The sequence below is a fragment of the Psychrosphaera sp. 1_MG-2023 genome (assembly GCF_030548245.1).
Taxonomy (GTDB): Bacteria; Pseudomonadota; Gammaproteobacteria; order Enterobacterales; family Alteromonadaceae; genus Psychrosphaera; species Psychrosphaera algicola.
Map to the genome: position 1 here is coordinate 88,905 of NZ_JAUORW010000010.1, position 18,359 is coordinate 107,263.

Annotated in this window: 15 protein-coding genes; 10 read left to right on the plus strand and 5 right to left on the minus strand. The window is 40.9% G+C overall.

The features are described 5' to 3' along the window. Positions 1-273 precede the first annotated feature (273 nt). Positions 274-1,263, minus strand: a complete 990-nt coding sequence (locus Q4575_RS11085) for a hypothetical protein (protein WP_303523004.1) — start codon at positions 1,261-1,263, stop codon at positions 274-276. 191 nt (positions 1,264-1,454) lie between these two features. On the opposite strand from Q4575_RS11085, the gene Q4575_RS11090 reads away from it, so the two are divergent. Continuing rightward, positions 1,455-2,639: an acyl-CoA dehydrogenase gene (locus Q4575_RS11090; protein ID WP_215964124.1), complete on the plus strand. Its 1,185-nt coding sequence runs from the start codon at positions 1,455-1,457 to the stop codon at positions 2,637-2,639. 95 nt (positions 2,640-2,734) lie between these two features. Here the strand turns inward: Q4575_RS11090 and cysZ are convergent, their stop codons facing one another. After that, positions 2,735-3,457 carry a sulfate transporter CysZ gene (gene cysZ / locus Q4575_RS11095; RefSeq protein ID WP_215964125.1) on the minus strand — a complete coding sequence of 241 codons (723 nt, stop codon included), beginning with the start codon at positions 3,455-3,457 and terminating at the stop codon, positions 2,735-2,737. 215 nt (positions 3,458-3,672) lie between these two features. On the opposite strand from cysZ, the gene Q4575_RS11100 reads away from it, so the two are divergent. Together Q4575_RS11100 and zipA are read left to right on the plus strand one after the other, a co-directional pair. Continuing rightward, positions 3,673-7,161 (plus strand): chromosome segregation protein SMC, encoded by a 3,489-nt coding sequence (locus Q4575_RS11100; RefSeq protein ID WP_215964126.1) that lies wholly within the window; start codon positions 3,673-3,675, stop codon positions 7,159-7,161. A gap of 15 nt (positions 7,162-7,176) precedes the next feature. Then, the gene (gene zipA / locus Q4575_RS11105; protein WP_215964127.1) at positions 7,177-8,304 is read left to right on the plus strand and encodes a cell division protein ZipA; all 1,128 of its coding nucleotides are present in this window, start codon (positions 7,177-7,179) and stop codon (positions 8,302-8,304) included. A 1,477-nt stretch (positions 8,305-9,781) separates the two neighbouring features. Here the strand turns inward: zipA and flgN are convergent. The 3 genes from flgN to flgA form a co-directional block, all read right to left on the minus strand. After that, positions 9,782-10,222, minus strand: a complete 441-nt coding sequence (gene flgN, locus Q4575_RS11110) for a flagellar export chaperone FlgN (protein ID WP_303523005.1) — start codon at positions 10,220-10,222, stop codon at positions 9,782-9,784. Between the two features lie 2 nt (positions 10,223-10,224). After that, positions 10,225-10,524, minus strand: a complete 300-nt coding sequence (flgM, locus tag Q4575_RS11115) for a flagellar biosynthesis anti-sigma factor FlgM (protein ID WP_303523006.1) — start codon at positions 10,522-10,524, stop codon at positions 10,225-10,227. 81 nt (positions 10,525-10,605) lie between these two features. Next, the gene (gene flgA / locus Q4575_RS11120) at positions 10,606-11,316 is read right to left on the minus strand and encodes a flagellar basal body P-ring formation chaperone FlgA (protein ID WP_303523007.1); all 711 of its coding nucleotides are present in this window, start codon (positions 11,314-11,316) and stop codon (positions 10,606-10,608) included. 228 nt (positions 11,317-11,544) lie between these two features. Here flgA and Q4575_RS11125 point away from each other — a divergent pair, with 228 nt between their 5' ends. The 7 genes from Q4575_RS11125 (at position 11,545) to Q4575_RS11155 (ending at position 18,306) form a co-directional block, all read left to right on the plus strand. Beyond that, on the plus strand, positions 11,545-12,474 hold the full coding sequence (locus Q4575_RS11125) for a chemotaxis protein CheV (RefSeq protein ID WP_215964131.1): 930 nt from the start codon (positions 11,545-11,547) through the stop codon (positions 12,472-12,474). Between the two features lie 27 nt (positions 12,475-12,501). Continuing rightward, positions 12,502-13,332 (plus strand): protein-glutamate O-methyltransferase CheR, encoded by an 831-nt coding sequence (locus Q4575_RS11130; protein WP_215964132.1) that lies wholly within the window; start codon positions 12,502-12,504, stop codon positions 13,330-13,332. Between the two features lie 164 nt (positions 13,333-13,496). Next, positions 13,497-13,895, plus strand: coding sequence for a flagellar basal body rod protein FlgB (flgB, locus tag Q4575_RS11135; protein WP_215964133.1), 399 nt, complete (start codon positions 13,497-13,499; stop codon positions 13,893-13,895). A gap of 2 nt (positions 13,896-13,897) precedes the next feature. Continuing rightward, positions 13,898-14,317 carry a flagellar basal body rod protein FlgC gene (gene flgC, locus Q4575_RS11140; RefSeq protein WP_215964134.1) on the plus strand — a complete coding sequence of 140 codons (420 nt, stop codon included), beginning with the start codon at positions 13,898-13,900 and terminating at the stop codon, positions 14,315-14,317. 11 nt (positions 14,318-14,328) lie between these two features. After that, on the plus strand, positions 14,329-15,012 hold the full coding sequence (locus Q4575_RS11145) for a flagellar hook assembly protein FlgD (protein WP_215964135.1): 684 nt from the start codon (positions 14,329-14,331) through the stop codon (positions 15,010-15,012). Positions 15,013-15,087: 75 nt separating this feature from the next. Beyond that, positions 15,088-16,563, plus strand: coding sequence for a flagellar hook protein FlgE (flgE, locus tag Q4575_RS11150; protein ID WP_215964136.1), 1,476 nt, complete (start codon positions 15,088-15,090; stop codon positions 16,561-16,563). Between the two features lie 177 nt (positions 16,564-16,740). Continuing rightward, positions 16,741-18,306 carry a SulP family inorganic anion transporter gene (locus Q4575_RS11155; RefSeq protein ID WP_303523008.1) on the plus strand — a complete coding sequence of 522 codons (1,566 nt, stop codon included), beginning with the start codon at positions 16,741-16,743 and terminating at the stop codon, positions 18,304-18,306. Positions 18,307-18,359: the final 53 nt, after the last annotated feature.

An 18,359-nucleotide genomic window follows, 5' to 3' on the forward strand; every position in this document is an offset into this window, starting at 1 on the left:
ACAATTATCTTCCATGATTTTGTTATTGTTTTTGAAAGCTAATTAAAACTTATAGTACAAAAAAACGTCAAGGTAAAAGGGATGGTTATAAGAATACGTTATGATAAATAGCATTTTTGCTTATACGGTTTCTAATTTAGATAACGGGATTGATATTAAAAGTGCTAAGACGTTAGGGGTAAACTTACTCGGAATGGTGAGGTTAGTAGTGGCATAAAAAAGTCCCGTTGCAAAATACAACAGGACATTTTTAAGCGATTTATCGCGATTCAGTTACGATTTTGATTTAGGGTCCGGCGGTTGAATTGAAGAAATGAACTCTAAGTCGGTGTTTTCTGCTTCGACTTCTGGTTTTGCTGGGGCAACTGGTTTTGGTTGATCAGAATATCTAAACATTTCCGGTGTTGGGATCGACATCAATAATTCTTTAAATATTTCTTTAACCATCTTGGCAATAATTTCGTCGTCGAGCACAACGCCTTGGCTATTGATATGAGACACTTTGTTATGCAAGCCGTTGAGAGCTTGTTTGATACGCCAAATGGTTTTGTCACTTATCAGGCCAACTTTATACAAAATAACCGATGCTTCAATATGCTCTGAAATCGAGTTGAGGTAAGGAGATAAATATACCCAACCATCGTTTTTCACCAATGACTGGCATACATAAATTTCATTGTTGAGGCTTTGTAAGTATTTGTCGATGTGTTGCTTATCACGATCATTACGACACTTCATTTGCATTTTGTTGCCGCTTTCGAGCTCTTTTCGCCAAATATCAAGAACATTGAAGAGCCTTATATCGTCAGGTAACTTATTATCAAAATTGATGATATCGATATAAAGGTTAACTTTTGTATTTAAAAAGTCATCTGACTGCGCAACTAAATTAACAAGCCCTTTGGCGTTAGAATCTAGTTCGAAGCTGCGTTTGGAATATTTCAACATCGCAGTATGGGCCTGCGCCGCTTTCTTTTGAGCTTCAGCCGAGGCTTTTAATTCATCTCGTGTGACTTTGAGTTGATGGATTTGAAAACGAATAGTAAAGATAAGTAACAATAACGTAAATGCTAAGATAACCGGCGTTAACCAGCCGCCAAAAAAGTCGCCGACTTGTCCAATTTGGCCCGCAGAAAGTTGTCCATACTCAAAAAATACGAACACGATAAGGCCTATCGATAGCGGCAGTAATATCCCTATATAGACTAAAAGCTTTCCAAATACTTTTTCATCTAACGTTCGTTGGTCTTGTTTTCCATTCATATTTTGCATACCTAATTATTAGTACTCATACTGTATTAACAACAAATTTGTATTTATTTTTGATAACCAAACGATAAGCTTATCTAATATGGGCTAATGGTCAATTAAAATAAACAAAATGATAGCAGTTAATATTAATCGGCGGCGTTTTTTACCGAGTAAAAAACACTCTATTTTGTAAGAGCGAGCAAATGAGCAATTTATTATCTAATAATTGGCAAGATATCTTAAAGCTGTCGGATCAACTTGGTGAAGATGAGCGGATCATTCAATCTATGGCGAACGATTTTTGTCAAAAAGAGTTAATGCCCACTATTATTCAAGCCAATAGAGAAGGTTATTTTGATCCGACTATAATGCGGAAATTTGGAGAAGCTGGTTTATTAGGGGCTACGATAAAAGGGTACGGCTGTTCAGGCATTAGTTATGTAAGTTATGGTTTAGTCGCCCGTGAAGTCGAGCGTGTGGACAGCGGCTATCGCAGTGCAATGAGCGTGCAGTCTTCTCTTGTAATGTACCCAATTGCCGAATTTGGCAGTGAAGCGCAAAAGCAAAAGTATTTGCCTAAACTGGCAACAGGGGAGTGGATTGGGTGTTTTGGCTTGACTGAGCCGAACTCAGGTTCTGATCCGGCATCGATGACCACTACCGCTAAAAAGGTTGCGGGAGGGTATGAACTTACTGGCGCAAAAATGTGGATCACTAATTCGCCAATCGCTGACGTATTTATTGTGTGGGCTAAAAACCAAGCTTGTGATAATAAAATTACTGGGTTTATTTTGGATAGAGGACTAAAGGGGCTATCTACGCCAAAGATTGAAGGTAAGTTGTCATTACGGGCATCCATTACTGGAGAGATCGTAATGGATAACGTTTTTGTACCAGACTCCGCGTTATTAGGGGATGTAACAGGTCTTAAAGGGCCCTTTAGTTGTTTAAATATGGCACGATACGGAATTGCCTGGGGGGCAATGGGTGCAGCGGAATTTTGTTGGCATGCGGCTCGGCAATATGGCTTACAACGCAAGCAGTTTAATCGACCACTGGCGCAAACCCAATTGTTTCAAACTAAACTGGCCGATATGCAAACCGATATTACATTGGGGCTTCAGGGCGCGTTAAGAGTAGGGGAGTTGTTGGATAATGGACAGGTAGAACCAAATGCTATTTCTTTGATCAAACGTAATAACTGCAGTAAAGCATTAGACATCGCACGTAAGTCGAGAGATATGCACGGTGGCAACGGGATTTCCGATGAATACCATATTATGCGCCATATGATAAATTTAGAGACTGTGAATACTTACGAAGGCACGTACGATGTGCATGGGCTTATCTTAGGGCGCTCGCAAACGGGGTTGCAAGCATTTACGTAGACGCTATGTTTGTGTAGATGCTGCGGCACTAGGTGTTTAAACGCATTGTTTAAAATGAAATTCGACGTTAGTTAAACTAAAGCCGGATTAATTCACTAGGTTTGGCTTTTAAGTTCTTCCACCCACATTGCCGTAGCGCCGCAAATAGCAACGGGCATCACAATTAAATTTAATATTGGCACCATAGTAAAAATCGACACCGCCGCACCAAAACCAAAACAGGCACTTTTGTTTTGTCTCAATACATAGCGCATATGGTCAAATTCAACTTTATTATTATCAAAGGCATAGTCACAATACTGAATAGCTAACGTCCAGGCGATAAACAAGAACCAGGCTATTTGCCCGATAATTGGAAAAAACCAACCGATTAGTAGAAACCCTATTAAACGCGGGATAAAGTAGGCAAGCTTTTGCCATTCCCGTAATAATGTATGGGGAATGGCTTTAATAACGGCCATTACAGAATCTTGCTGAGGGGTTACGCCAGTCAGTTTTTGCTCCACTCGTTCGGCTAAAACGCCGTTAAAAGGTGCGGCGAGCCAGTTTGCCACGGAACTAAAAACAAGACTAAAGACTAATAAAATCACAAATAGGGCGATAGGGAAAAGTAAAAATTCAATCCAACTTAACCAAGAAGGAATTTGTTCTCTTATCCATTGAATTTGTATCCCGATTTCGTCGAGTAGGTAAACCAAAGCAGTCGTAAATAAAACAAAATTAACCACTAAAGGGATAATTACAAAACGCTTAATGCCTTTTTGATTAAGAAGTGAAAAGCCTTTAAAAAAGAATCTGATACCGTCTGATGCTGTCATTTGAAACGCAAAACCGAAAATAAACTAAAGTAGCTAAAACAATATAAAAGTTACTGAGTAACCGCAAGGATTGAAATGTTACAAAATTCAATATTATCTGATAAAGTGCTTGGTTAATATTATCCGTTGGTATAAACGCCCGCGGTCGTGTTTGAATTGTTTAAGAACAACAATAATTATTTCAACGATAACGACAAAAATTACAAAACCCCCATATGCGCTTAAAACATATTAAACTTGCAGGTTTTAAATCATTTGTAGACGCCACGACGGTGCCGTTTCCAGATCAAATGACCGCTATTGTGGGGCCAAATGGCTGTGGTAAATCTAATATCATTGACGCCGTGCGTTGGGTATTAGGCGAGTCTTCTGCTAAAAACCTTCGTGGTGATGCCATGATCGATGTCATCTTTAATGGTTCTACTAAGCGTAAACCTGTTTCCCAAGCCAGTGTTGAATTAGTCTTTGACAATACTGAGGGGCGAATTGAAGGCAATTTGGCTGACCGCGTTGAAATTTCCGTAAAACGCCAAGTTAATAAAGACGCTCAGTCCACCTATTTTTTGAATGGTACTAAATGTCGCCGCCGAGATATTACCGATATTTTCTTAGGAACAGGTTTAGGTCCTCGTTCTTACGCAATTATCGAGCAGGGCATGATCTCACGACTCATCGAATCTAAGCCTCAGGAGCTTCGAGTATTTATCGAAGAAGCGGCAGGTATTTCAAAATACAAAGAACGCCGCCGAGAAACTGAAAACAGAATAAAACACACTCGCGAAAACTTACTCAGACTCGAAGATGTGCGGGAAGAGTTAGGCACCCAACTTGAAAAACTCAAGCGTCAGGCGGCGACCGCCAAACGATATAAAGAATTAAAAGCGCACGAACGTAAATTAAAGGCCGAGTTGTACGCGCTAAAGTGGCACAAATACAATGAACAACTTAATGTTTATGAAAAAGACCGACTAGAAAAAGAAGCACAGCTAGAAGCTTTTATCGCTGAGCAACGGGGCGGTGAACTGGGGATGCTGCAATACAAACAGCAACACCAAACATTGGCCGACAATATTCAAGCCGCGCAGCAACAGGATTTTCAATTAAGCAATCAAATCACTCGTGTCGAACAGCAAAAAGTATTTGCGACAGAAAACAGACAAAAACAAACCGAAGACTTTGCTCAGCTGAAGCAGGCTCTAGAAGATGCAGAACAACATATTGAAGTCGAACAGGAAAGCTTGTACACGCTCGAAGAGTCTTTGGCCTTTATAGAGCCTGAGCAAGCTATTGTCGATGAACAATTAGAAGAAGGTTTGGAAACTCTTGCAAATGCGGAGCACAAATTTGACAGCAGACAAACTGCATGGGAAAAGTTGCAAAAGTTAGCAGCCAATGTCGTACAAAACAGTCAGGTTGTTAAGACTAAAATTCAAGGCCATCAACTGCAAACTGCTCGATTGACCCAACGTCAAGCTGAAGTAACTAAAGAAATTCAAGATTTTGATCTTAAATCAATAGAACAAGAATTATCGCTGTGCAACGACGAATTAGCACTGTTAATCGAAAGTCTTGTGGAGTCCGCATCTGCCATTGACGAGCAACAAACGACCCTCAATAGCGCAGCGCAAAATAAAACAGAAACTGAGCAACAATATTTAGCCACCAATAATCAGTTGGTATCATTGCAAGCCAAGCTCGATGGCTTAAAGCAGTGGCAGATTGAGCATGAGTCACAATCCACTGGAAAAATAGCTGAGCTTTTGGCAGACAGCAATGTGGTCAATTCAGGTTCACTTTTAACGCAGCTAGAAGTTGGATCTAATTGGGCTTACGCTATTGAAAATTTGGTCAGTTATATGGGCTCGCCTATTTTAGTCGACCGCCTTCCTGAATCTCAAATAAATGGTCAGTTTGTTATTAATGACGTTCTCACTTCGGTACCTAATTCAATTGCGACTAAAGTGAAAGCCGGCAGTTTCCCGTCATGGTTTAATTCAATTGGTGTTGCTGAAACCACAGAGCAAGCGCTGGAGCTTGTTAAGAGTAACGAGTTTGAAAGTGCCGTTACAATACATGGGCAGTGGGTAGGCAAAAATTGGAGTTGTACAGGACCGAGTCAATCAACTAGCAATGACGGTTCTAGCGTTGAGAGTGGAGTTTTAAAAAGACTACAGCAGATCTCTGAGCTTACAATTGAAGTTGAATTACAAGAGCATGTTTTAGAGGACGTTAACCAAACGTTAATCGCAGCGCGCGAAATGCATAGGTCACAGGAAAATAATCTCCATGACTTACAAAAACAACGTCAATTGTTGGAACAAAAAAGTGCCGAGTCGCAAATGCAAGTTAAGTTGCTTGAACAGCAGCTTTCACAACATAAATTGTTGATTGCCAAATTACACAAAGAAGCTGAAACCATCGTTCTCCAGCTAGAAGAAGAACAAACTCAGATCTGGGGTTTAGAACAAGAACTTGAATTAGTTGAAACGCAACACCTTGAACATGAAAGTCAGTTACTTGAACTTGAGAACGACAAACAAAGTCTGTCGGAACAAGTCAAACAGGCCAAGCATCAAGTGGATTTAGCGAAAACCCAAAAACATCAGCTTGAATTGAAATGTCAAAATATTCAATCTCAACTCGACGTTTCACGCACCAACATTCAGCGTGCTCATCAGCATCAGTCGCAATTGAAAGCTCGTTTTGTCGAACTTCAAACAAGCTTAACTAAAAGTGATGACCCAACCGCTGAATTGCAGATACAGTTAGAAGCGTTGCTCGAACAAAAAATCCTGCAGGAAGAACAATTACATATACTGCAAGCTGAACTAGCTGAGGTTGCGCAGAGTATTGCCGAATTAGAAAAGGGCCAGTCTGGCGTAATGGCTAAACTGGATAAAATGCGCAGTGAAATTGAATCGATAAAACTCGATAGTGAAGGCGCTCGGGTTAGAGCTCAAAACATGTTAGAAACGCTCAGTGACATGGATCAACCGCTGAAGCCTATTTTAGATGGGATGCCAGCCGAAGCCGAAGAGCAAAAATGGACTATTGAGTTAGAAAAAACCACTAATTCTATTTCTCGTTTGGGGGCTATAAATTTAGCCGCGATTGAAGAATATGACATACAAGCAGAACGAAAAGGCTACTTAGATGATCAGTTTAATGATTTGACCGGCGCGTTGGATACATTAGAGTCTGCAATTAAAAAGATTGATCGCGAATCCAGATCTAAGTTTAAGCAAACCTTTGAACAAATAAACACGGATCTACAAATTTTATTTCCTAAGGTGTTTGGCGGTGGTACGGCTTATTTAGAACTAACCGCAGATGACATGTTAGATACAGGTGTTACCATAATGGCGCGACCACCTGGAAAGAAAAACTCGACAATTCACCTTCTTAGTGGTGGCGAAAAAGCGTTGACCGCATTATCATTGGTGTTTTCTATTTTCCGACTGAATCCGGCACCATTTTGTATGCTCGATGAAGTTGATGCGCCACTTGACGACGCGAACGTTAGTCGATTTTGTAAGTTGGTTAAAGAAATGTCAGAAACAGTACAATTTATTTTCATTAGTCATAATAAAGTTGCAATGGAAATGGCTACCCATCTAACCGGGGTCACTATGCAGGAGCCCGGTGTATCAAGACTTGTCGCGGTAGACATTCAGGAAGCAGTAAAAATGGCGGAAGCCTCATAAGGGTATTTTTATCACATGGCAGAAGAACTAAGATTAGCATTCATTCTTTTGGGATCGTTAGCCATCGGCGCGGTAATACTGCACGGTGTTTGGACGGTACGTAAAGCAGTTGGTGAAGAGCGGAAACGTAAATATGTTGACGACGTAGAGCCGCAAATTGAAGAAAACGAATTAAGCGAAGAAAACCAAGCGTTAAAGTTACAGCAAATGGAAATGGACTTTAATGAGTTGCAAGCTAAGAGTGGTAACAAAGGCTTGCCTGTTATGAATGTTGATGTGGATTCGATTTACCACAAAGCGCAAGAAAACCCTCCTGAAGAAAAAGCTGAGGATGTAGCCGTAAGCACCGAAACACTTACGTTTGAACCGCAAAATGAGCTGTTTCAAAATGTTGGTGATAAAACTGAGCAACCTACAGAGTTTACCACTAATTATGATGATTCTGATGATATCGTCCGTGCCGACCTGCGTCATGGTGAAGTAGACCCTGATGACCTAGAACCAAAGCTTGGTAATTGGTCAGACGTTACAGATGAACCTGCGCCAGCAAAACCTGTTTTCAAAGACATTTCTAAAATGGATGTCGACGAATCTGTGTCGTTTAACCAAACCCGACACGCTGATGGTGGGTCTATGCAATCTGGCACACCAACTCAGTCTGAGCCAAAATTCAAAACAGAGCCTTCATTCCAAGCGACTGACGCCCCTAAAACCGAGCCTGAACCGCCACAAGAAGTGCTGATGCTGTTTGTCGATAAGTCAGAAGGTGCTGTTATTGAAGGTGCGAGACTGTTGCCTCTACTTCTTACACTTGGCTTCAAATTTGGTGAAATGGAATTTTTCCACCGCCATGAACTAAATTCAGGGCAGGGCGAAATTTTGTTTAGTCTTGCTAACATGTTTAATCCAGGTACTTTTGATCCGGACAATATGGAGCAGTTCTCAACCCGTGGTTTAACTATTTTTATGACATTACCAAATGCCTTAGAACCACTACAAACGTTTAATATGATGCACAATGCAGCAAAGAAAATTGCCGAAGAATTTGGCGCTAAAGTGTTAGACGAACAACGCCGACCGCTTGATGTATCAATAGTTCGTGGATACGTAGAACGTATTAGGAAGTTTAAAGGTAAGTCTTAGGATAATTTGCCTTGCAGGCAGCTTTTCGACTACGTCGACCATACTGACGTGTTACTTGTGCATTGCAGGCGGCTTTTCGCCTAAAGGCGAGTCACTTTTCTCAACAGCCGCTCTTGTTTCTAAGATCATGTAACCAAAAAGACCGCTTTGTGGTAAATCCCTAATCCTTATTTAAGATTTATATTATCGTCGAAGACGGAATGTACGTACATCCCTAGTTCGTCTGACGTACATCCATGTACTGACGAATTCCCTTCGTCCTTTAAGTGAACACATTCCTTGCAACGGCGTCCCCGCCGTTCACTTCGAGATATAAATCTCAACTAAGGGGGATTTAGACGAAGTAATATGCAGCCTGAACTTTAGGTGTGATAACTAGTTATTGAGAAAACCGTCATCCGAACCAAACAGAAAAACCGTCATCCGAACCAAACCGAAAAACGTCATCCTAAAAGAGCCTAAGCGATATTTGGGATCTCCAACCGAATGCAGAGGAAGTTCATAATCCGCCTTCAATTGGCTCAAGTAATCAGAACGAAAAACGTCATCCCCAAAGCTTGTAATATGAGTCAGCCTAAGCGATATTAGGGATCTCCAACCAAGTGCAGAGGAAGTTCATAATCCGCTTTTAATTGGCTCAAGTAATCAGAACAAAAAACGTCATCCCCAAAGCTTGTAATATGAGTCAGCCTAAGCGATATTTGGGAGCTCCAACCGAATGCAGAGGAATTTCATAATTCGCTTTTCTTTGCCCTGCGGGCGGCCATTTCGACTGCGTCGACCATACTTTTTGCAACAGCCCAAAAAGTAGGCAAAAAGACCGCTTTCGGCCAAATCCCTAATCCTTATTTAAGATTTATATTATCGTCGAAGACGGAATGTACGCACATCCCTATGCACATTCCTTGCAACGGCGTCCCTGCCGTTCACTTCGAGATATAAATCTCAACTAAGGGGGATTTAGACGAAGGGAAATGTTGCCTGAACTTTATGTGTAACAACACCTTGTTTTAAAGAAAAACCACCTTCAGAACAAAACAGAAAACGTCATTCCAACTACCAGAAATACCGTCATCCCAAAAGAGCCTCAGCGATATTAGGGATCTCCAACCGAATGCAGAGGAAATTATAAATATCAGCAACTTTGACCCCACAGGTTTCCAACCAAGTGCAGAGGAAGTTCATAATCCGCCTTCAATTGGCTCATAATTTCAGAAAGTAAAACGTCATCCTAAAAGAGCCTAAGCGATATTAGGGATCTCCAACCGAGTACTGAGGAAGTTTTAAATATCAGCGACTCTGACCCCACTGGTCCTCCACTGGTCCTTAAATTAGCTCATAAGTTCAACACAAAAAACATCAATCCAAACAGGTACCGTAAAGGCGCGTGCGTTTTGGTTAACAGAATAAAGGGATATGAAACTGATGGTATTGAATTTGGCCATATTACTGGCCGAGGATATAGCAGCTGAAAGGCTTAGGCTTTGATTCCTTTACCTAAACTGCCGCCAGTCTTTTTCTGGCCATACGAGTCGTATGTTGAGTTTCGGCTTCCGCCAATTAATAGGCGCTTGACTTCGTCGATGGCGACTTGAGTTTGTGTTGCAGTTAAATACACAACTTCATTTTTTTGTTGGCAAACTTCAAATGCTTCTACAATTTCATCTCTTAATGCAGACAATTCGTCGTTACCAGTAATATATGGCTTAAATTGCTCTGTGTTGCATTGATTGTCAATTTCAGAAATAGCATTCAGCAGCTTTTCTTTTTCTGTAGCTACGCGCGACAATTGGTCACCGTCGCGTTTTTTCACAGCTTCTAATTCAGATGCCAATATCTCCATCATCGACTGAAGATTTAGTCGTTGTTGCAGTAAAACATTTTTCAAATGAGTAATTATTTCTGGTTGTTCTGCCATAGTTATAAATCAAATTCGAAAGCGGCCAATTTCGACGCTAAGCGTTCGTAATTGATACTATATGCACCTTCGGTAATTGCCTTTTTAATTTCTTCAACTTTTTTCCGGTCGAAACCATCGCCGTCCGAAATCTTTTTTTGTAATTCTTTCAATTGTTTTGCCTGCGGCGTAAGCGCGACAGAGTCCTTCTCAGCACCTCGCGACGTAGTCGTGTGCTTTACGGAATCGTGTTTAACTTCTTCTAAGTGTTGTTTTTTTGCGTGGTACAAAGTGTTGTTACCTTGTAATCCACTATTTTTCACATCGTTTACCATGACTATACCCACCAAAAATATTTACTCATCATTGCTATCGGCTGCCAATAGGTAAACTTTAACACTATTTTATAAATTTACGTACACTTGTCTTAATTCTCCAACCGTGCCTTTAACAATACGGTCTGAAGAATTGTTTTTAACCTTAATTGACTCACCAAATGCACCACTCTCAATGGCGGTACCATTCGTTTTAATCATCATGTTAGATGACTGTGCCACAATCGATATGCTATCACCTTTACAAACCAGACAAACATCATTAGCACCGATTTGAAAGCCTCGATGTAAGTTACGGATCGCTCGGCCACCGATTAGTGCTTCGGTCGAAATCGCATTGCCGGTATCAACATTTCTTTTTTCTATAAGGCTAAGGGTAATATGGTCTTCGGTTATGAGTTCGCCTTTACCAACACTTTTTGTTGTTACTAGCGCTTCAATATATTCTGTCACGCGGACCTGGACAAACATTTTCCAATACGCACCTGTTGCGTTGCAGCTGACCTTAACTGGAAATTGTCTGGTGAACTTACGACGATTCATCATTTCATACTCAAGTGGAACTTGGCATTGATTAACCCTAATTCGATTGTCCAATGGTATCGTTTTAACCTTAATATGTTCACTGTCGTCTGGGTTAACCGTTTGATTTACATAACGAGTTACACCGTCAATAAGTTGTTTTTGAATTAAAGAATTTGACGTGGACGCCGATACACCCAATGTGGTGAATAAAAAGATTATGGTTAATACGTAAACTTTTGGGAAATTTTTCAACATATTCATCGCCTTTTTACTATGCTTTATCATATAGTTAACGAGCCAGTTTGATTTCATTCGACAAACCGTCAAATTGCTGGCGTTTTTTCATTTGTTTTGATGTTGGTATTAAGCTAAAACAAGACTAAAGTTATATTTAAAGGCTTAAAAACATCTATTTATCATTGTTTATTACGTTGTTCATTACAGAGTAAGCAATTTTCGTTCCTAGTTTATTGGAGAAGTTATATGGCGGGTATTCTTGACTCGGTTAATCAGAGAACCCAATTAGTTGGTCAAAACCGGCTGGAACTTTTACTTTTCAAGTTAAATGGTCGTCAACGTTATGGCATTAATGTTTTTAAAGTGCGTGAAGTTCTGCAATGCCCACCATTAACTGTGATGCCAAGATTAAATAGCTATGTGAAAGGAATTGCTCATATTCGAGGGCAGACCATCTCTGTTATTGATATGAGTTTAGCAACAGGTGGGCGTCCAATTAAAAAATTGGAAGACTGTTTTATTATTATCACTGAATACAATCGGACCATTCAGGGATTTTTGGTGGATTCTGTTGAACGAATTGTAAACTTAAACTGGGGTTCTGTTATGCCCCCACCAAAAGGGTCGGGTCGCTTTAACTATTTAACGGCCGTGACTGAAATCGACAATGAATTGATCGAAATTTTGGATGTGGAAAAAATATTAGAAGAAATAGCGCCTTCAAGCACAATCGTTTCAGACGGTATTGTCACCGACACTGAGATGCAAAGTGATTTGGGAGACCGTATTATCCTAATTACTGATGACTCGTCTGTTGCGAGAAATCAGGTGAAACGGGCTTTAGAGGGGTTAGGGTTACCCATTGAAGCGAAGAAAAACGGTAAAGAAGCCCTCGATTATTTGGTTGAAGTCGCCGCGAGCTGTGAACATTCTGTCACTGAAAAAATTGGCCTACTGATCTCTGACGTAGAAATGCCAGAAATGGATGGTTATACCTTAACAGCCGAAGTTAAATCTCGGCCTAAGCTTGCCGATTTACATGTTATACTTCATACCTCATTGAGCGGTGTTTTTAACCATGCAATGGTTGAAAAAGTCGGGGCTGATGATTTTATTGCGAAATTTAACCCTGATGAACTCGCTGGAGCGGTTCAAAAATGGCTACATACAGACTAACAATGGCATTTGAATGAGAAATCAGTTTTGAATAGTAATACTCTAGGTGATTCAGACTACCGCGTATTTTGTCAGTTTCTAGAGCAACAATGTGGCATTGTACTAGGCGATAGCAAATTGTATTTGGTGAAGAGTCGCCTTTCGCCCCTCATGACAAGGTTCCAAATTGGCACCTTGGCGGAGCTTGTCAGCAAAACGCTAAAACCGACAGAACGTCAATTACGAGCTGCGGTTGTTGATGCGATGACAACAAACGAAACCTTATGGTTTCGTGATACCTATCCTTATGAACTGTTAAAAAATAATTTATTGCCAGAGCTTGATAAAGGGCGTCCGATCAAAATTTGGTCTGCGGCCAGTTCGTCAGGTCAAGAACCATATTCCATTGGTATGACTATTGATGAATATCGTACATCGCCGTCGGTTTCGAGCAAAAGTATGTTTTCGGTTCTAGGAACGGATATTTCTAATACGATGTTAGATATCTGTAAAAATGCGGAATATGACAACTTGGCGCTGTCTCGTGGTTTGTCTCAAGAACGCCGCAGTAAATATTTTGCAGACAGCGGCAATGGCATGATGCAGGTCAGGGCTGATATTCGCCGCCTCGTTAATTTTAGACATTTAAATTTACTCGACAGTTACCAGTTGTTAGGTAAGTTTGATGTCATCTTTTGCCGCAATGTGCTTATTTATTTTTCCCCAGAGATTAAGTCTCAAATTATCAATAAGTTTGCAGCGCAATTGAATCCTAACGGTTATTTGGTTCTTGGCGCTTCTGAATCCATGTCCGGATTAAGCGACAAATTTGAAATGGTTCGTTGTAACCCAGGTATCGTTTACCGCAAAAAAAGCTAGCCTTTTATAAGGCTAGTCTTCATTTACTTTTAATTAATCCTTAATTTTCAACGTTTTAATTGTTTTTCCCTCCCTAATTATTAAGTGTCATTTTTTCTTGGCCTTTATTTTGCATTTCTTTTCAACACAGATTTAAGAATACAAAGTGACGATTGGGAGCGAATATGGCTATTAGTTTAGATAAAGCATTTGGTATACATCAATATGCTTTGTTAGCGAGGTCAGAGCGTGCAGAGATATTGTCTAGCAATATCGCTAACGCCGATACGCCAGGCTATAAAGCAAAAGATGTTGATTTTGCGGACGCATTGCAAAATGCACAAAAGAAGCAAAGTCATACTATGTCGAAAACACATGACAAACATTTTGACTTGTCTATCAACGCTAATTCGCATGAAAAATTCCGCATCCCAAACCAACCTGATACCGGCGACGGCAACAGTGTCGACGTTCAGGTTGAACGTAATTTGTTTATGCAAAATTCCATCGAGTACCAAGCAAGTTTGCAATTCTTAAATGGCAAAATTAAAGGGTTGAAGTCAGCCCTTAGTGGAGGGCAATAACAATGAGTTTATATAATGTATTTGGTGTCTCAGGCACTGGTATGAGCGCTCAATCAGTACGATTGAACACAACAGCAAGTAATATTGCTAACGCCAATACGGTGTCGAGTAGTGTCGGTGAAACTTACCGCGCAAGGCATCCAGTTTTTGCCGCAGAAATGGATAAAGCACTTGGTGCTCAAACACAGTCTCCAGGCGTTAATGTGCTCGGCATTGTTGAAAGTGACGCTCCGCTAAACATTGAACATAACCCAAGTCATCCAATGGCAGATAGCGATGGTTATATTTACAAACCTAATGTCAACGTTGTTGAAGAAATGGCAAACATGATCTCAGCATCACGCTCTTATGAGACAAATGTGCAAGTTGCTGATGCAGCAAAGCAAATGTTGAGTAAAACATTACAAATGGGTCAACGTTAAGGTAATACACCATGATAGATAACACTATATCAAATTCGTTAACAGAAGATTTACGTTGGCAGGAAGAAAGCATTGTAACTAACGAAGTGAATGGCCAGATGGGTCAAGAAGACTTCTATACCTTGCTTACCACACAGCTATCAATGCAGGACCCGCTAAATCCAACATCTAATGAAGACATGATTTCTCAGATGACGCAATTCACAATGGCTGATGGGATCACTGGTCTAGGTGACAAAATGGATTCTTTGACAGCATCGATGACATCGAACCAAGCACTAGAAGCGTCTTCTTTAGTTGGCCGAAACGTGTTGTTGAATAGTCCGATGGCCTATTCAGATGGCACAGGCTTTAAAGGACAGGTGCCTTTAGGCAGTTCAACTCAGAACGTATTGGTAGAAATTACTAGCTCTACGGGTGGTTCCGTTATCATTCCTTATGGTAGTCAACAATCTGGTTTAATGGACTTTGAATGGGATGGTAAAGATCTGGACGGCAATCCATGGCCTCCTGGACCATACGAAGTCAAAGTTACAGGTTTGCCAAATGGGGCGACTGAATCAGAAAGCTTCTCTGTTTTAAGCTATGGCAACGTAAGTTCGGTCACTTTAGGACAAAATGGCACGGGACTTGAATTGAATATACAAGGATTAGGCGCAATCAGATTGTCAGACATTTTGGCAGTAGGCGACTAGTTAACTAATTTAAACGATACATTTTCTTTTAAGAGCTGCATATCGCAGTTCAGAAAGTAACAATAGGAGAATCCTATGTCTTTTAATATTGCATTGAGTGGCTTAAAAGCAGCTCAAAAAGACCTAGATGTAACCGCGAACAACATTGCGAACGTAAACACTTATGGATTTAAAGAGTCTCGAGCAGAATTTGCCGACGTCTTTTCTTCCTCCATCTTCTCAAACTCGCGAACTGCAAACGGCGAAGGTGTGTTAATCAATGACGTAGCACAACAGTTTACTCAAGGTAGCCTATTGTTTACTTCAAACTCCCTAGATATGGCTGTATCTGGTGGTGGTTTTTTTGCATTAACCAATGACTTATTGAGTCGCGACATAACGTATTCGCGTTCTGGAGCGTTCAAACTCGATGCAGATAATTACATTGTTAACTCAAACGGCAATTATTTGCAGGGCTTCCCTGTCAATGACGACGGTTCTGTTAAATCGGTTAGTTTGAGTACAACACGACCTGTACAAATTCCTGATACAGCAGGTGCGCCTCAGCAAACCTCTGCTATTGATATGACATTTAACTTAGACAGCAACGAAACTGCACTTGACCCAACAGCGTTTGACGCATCAGACACTTCTAGTTATACATCATCAACGTCTACGGTTATTTATGATTCACTTGGTAACAGCCGCATAGCGTCTGTTTATTATGTTAAGGCAAATACCCCAGCTATTTTAGACGCGAACGCGACACTAGATGCGACCTCTGCATCTGACGGTTTTGTTGGTGGATTAGCGGCTGTACCTGCAGCACAACAAAACAATTCTAATACTTGGATTATGTATGCAACAGTGACAGATGAAGACGGCAATACGTTACCTGTTGATCTTGAGCAAGATACCGCACTTGGTGTAACCGGTGTTGGTTTTGAATCGCGTTCAGGTCAACGAGGCATGTTATTGCAGTTTGACAGTGCTGGTGCTGCGGTTGAAGAAACGTTTCCAAACCCTAAATCTGAACGTTTAGGTTTAACGACAAGTGCTACGGCAATTGTTCCAGCGCCAGTCGCACCATTTGATGGGGCGAATGCAATTACCAATGGTGCCGATGCCGACCAAACGTTTAATATTAATATGTCTGGTTTATCACAGTTCTCATCGCCATTTGAAGTGTCTGGTTTAAGCCAAGACGGTAAGACTGTTGGTCGATTAACCGGCGTAACTATTGGTACAGACGGCCTTATTGAATCTAAATATTCAAATGGTGATTCAGTTCCAGTAACAAAAATAATGTTAGCGAGATTTGCCAACGAACAGGGGTTGACTCAAATAGGTAATACGTCGTGGACGGAAAGCCAAACCTCTGGCCAACCGCTTGCAGGTGAAGCCGACTCTGGGACATTCGGGCAAATTCGTTCAGGTACATTGGAGCAATCCAATACCAACCTAACTACTGAATTGGTTGACCTAATTACCGCACAGCGGAATTATCAAGCAAACTCACGTGCACTGGAAGTTAACTCAACAATCACTCAGGCTATCCTGCAATTGCGTTAATTTTAGTCATCAGTGTTATTTAAAAGCCAATCTTAGATTGGCTTTTTTTGTGCCTAAAATAAAAATTATAAGTCCAAAAGTTACATTGTTAATGAAGCATTTATGCAGTTCTGGTAGACTACCGCGCTTTCAATATTAGGGTAATTTCCTGCCCAAAATGTGCAATTTGGAGTTGTCATGTTTAATCTGATCACAAAAAGTGATTCTAATGTAAAAAATGATGTCCTGTCGGGGATCACCGTTGCGTTAGCGCTCGTGCCAGAAGCAGTGGCGTTTGCGTTTGTAGCAGGTGTGGATCCTATGGTCGGTTTATATGCCGCATTTATGATGGGCTTAATTACATCGGCAATCGGTGGCCGCCCAGGCATGATTTCTGGTGCAACCGGTGCGATGGCTGTTGTTATGGTTGCGTTAGTTGCGCAATATGGCGTTCAATACCTGTTTGCCGCGGTTATTCTAGCGGGGATATTACAGATATTGGCTGGGGTATTTAGGTTAGGGAAGTTTATTCGACTTGTGCCTTATCCTGTTATGTTGGGTTTTGTAAATGGCCTTGCGATTGTTATATTTCTAGCGCAAATGGGGCAGTTCAAAATTGTTGATGCCACAGGTATTCAACAATGGATGCAAGGTAATCAAATGTACATCATGTTAGGCCTTGTTGCCCTAACGATGGGGATTATTCATTTTTTACCTAAGCTAACTACCGCTATTCCGGCTTCATTAGTCGCTATCTTAACGGTTACTGGCATTGTCCATGGCTTAGATGTTGACGCACGAACGGTTATCGATTTTGTTCGTGATATGGTGCCTGAAGCTGAAAAAGCCACCGTTACACTGGCTGGTGAACTTCCTAGTTTTGCTATCCCAATGGTGCCGTTTACACTTGAAACTCTATATATCGTGCTACCTACTGCAATTATTTTGTCACTTGTTGGTCTAATCGAATCGTTATTAACACTGACACTTATCGATGAATTAACGGATACTCGTGGTCGTGGCAATAAAGAATGTATCGGTCAAGGCGTTGCAAATTCGGTAAACGGATTTTTCGGCGGCATGGGTGGTTGTGCGATGATTGGTCAATCAATGATCAATATTAACTCTGGTGGTCGTGGTCGTTTATCTGGGATCACAGCGGCACTGGTTTTGTTAGCGTTTATCTTGTTCTTAGCGCCTTGGATTGAATTGATCCCACTTGCTGCATTAGTTGGCGTGATGTTCATGGTGGTCTTAGGAACCTTTGAATGGGCATCATTCAAAATTCTACGTGGCGCAAATAAAGAAGACGCGTTTGTGTTATTGCTCGTGACTGGCGTTACGGTAATTGCCGACCTTGCCATTGCGGTTGTTGTTGGTGTTATTGTTTCTGCGTTAGTTTTTGCCTGGAAACATGCAACTCATTTATTTGTCAGAACCTCTGTAGATAGCGAAGGTTGGAAAGTATATGACTTAGAAGGACCATTGTTTTTTGGTTCGGTGGGGCATTTCCGCGAGTTGTTTGATGTTGAAAACGATCCGAACGACGTGGTAATCGAATTCAAAAATTCTCGTATTTGGGACAGTTCTGGTTTAGATGCAATTGATGGTTTAGCTGATAAATACGTTGCCGCTGGCAAAAAATTGCATATTCGTCATATCAGTCCTGAATGTCGTGATTTACTTGAAAAAGCGCAGAAGTTTGTTGAAATGAATATCAATGAAGATCCTCGTTATCATGTAGCGTCTGATAAATTAGGCTAAATTCATTTATTCAATTGATGAAATAACAAGATTAAAAAAGGTGGCCTAGGCCA

Coding starts and splice junctions, on each gene's coding strand:
- Q4575_RS11085 (WP_303523004.1), bottom strand. CDS start 1,263: ATGAATGGAAAACAAGACCAACGAACGTTAGATGAAAAAGTATTTGGA.
- Q4575_RS11090 (WP_215964124.1), top strand. CDS start 1,455: ATGAGCAATTTATTATCTAATAATTGGCAAGATATCTTAAAGCTGTCG.
- cysZ (WP_215964125.1), bottom strand. CDS start 3,457: ATGACAGCATCAGACGGTATCAGATTCTTTTTTAAAGGCTTTTCACTT.
- Q4575_RS11100 (WP_215964126.1), top strand. CDS start 3,673: ATGCGCTTAAAACATATTAAACTTGCAGGTTTTAAATCATTTGTAGAC.
- zipA (WP_215964127.1), top strand. CDS start 7,177: ATGGCAGAAGAACTAAGATTAGCATTCATTCTTTTGGGATCGTTAGCC.
- flgN (WP_303523005.1), bottom strand. CDS start 10,222: ATGGCAGAACAACCAGAAATAATTACTCATTTGAAAAATGTTTTACTG.
- flgA (WP_303523007.1), bottom strand. CDS start 11,316: ATGTTGAAAAATTTCCCAAAAGTTTACGTATTAACCATAATCTTTTTA.
- Q4575_RS11125 (WP_215964131.1), top strand. CDS start 11,545: ATGGCGGGTATTCTTGACTCGGTTAATCAGAGAACCCAATTAGTTGGT.
- flgB (WP_215964133.1), top strand. CDS start 13,497: ATGGCTATTAGTTTAGATAAAGCATTTGGTATACATCAATATGCTTTG.
- flgC (WP_215964134.1), top strand. CDS start 13,898: ATGAGTTTATATAATGTATTTGGTGTCTCAGGCACTGGTATGAGCGCT.
- Q4575_RS11145 (WP_215964135.1), top strand. CDS start 14,329: ATGATAGATAACACTATATCAAATTCGTTAACAGAAGATTTACGTTGG.
- flgE (WP_215964136.1), top strand. CDS start 15,088: ATGTCTTTTAATATTGCATTGAGTGGCTTAAAAGCAGCTCAAAAAGAC.
- Q4575_RS11155 (WP_303523008.1), top strand. CDS start 16,741: ATGTTTAATCTGATCACAAAAAGTGATTCTAATGTAAAAAATGATGTC.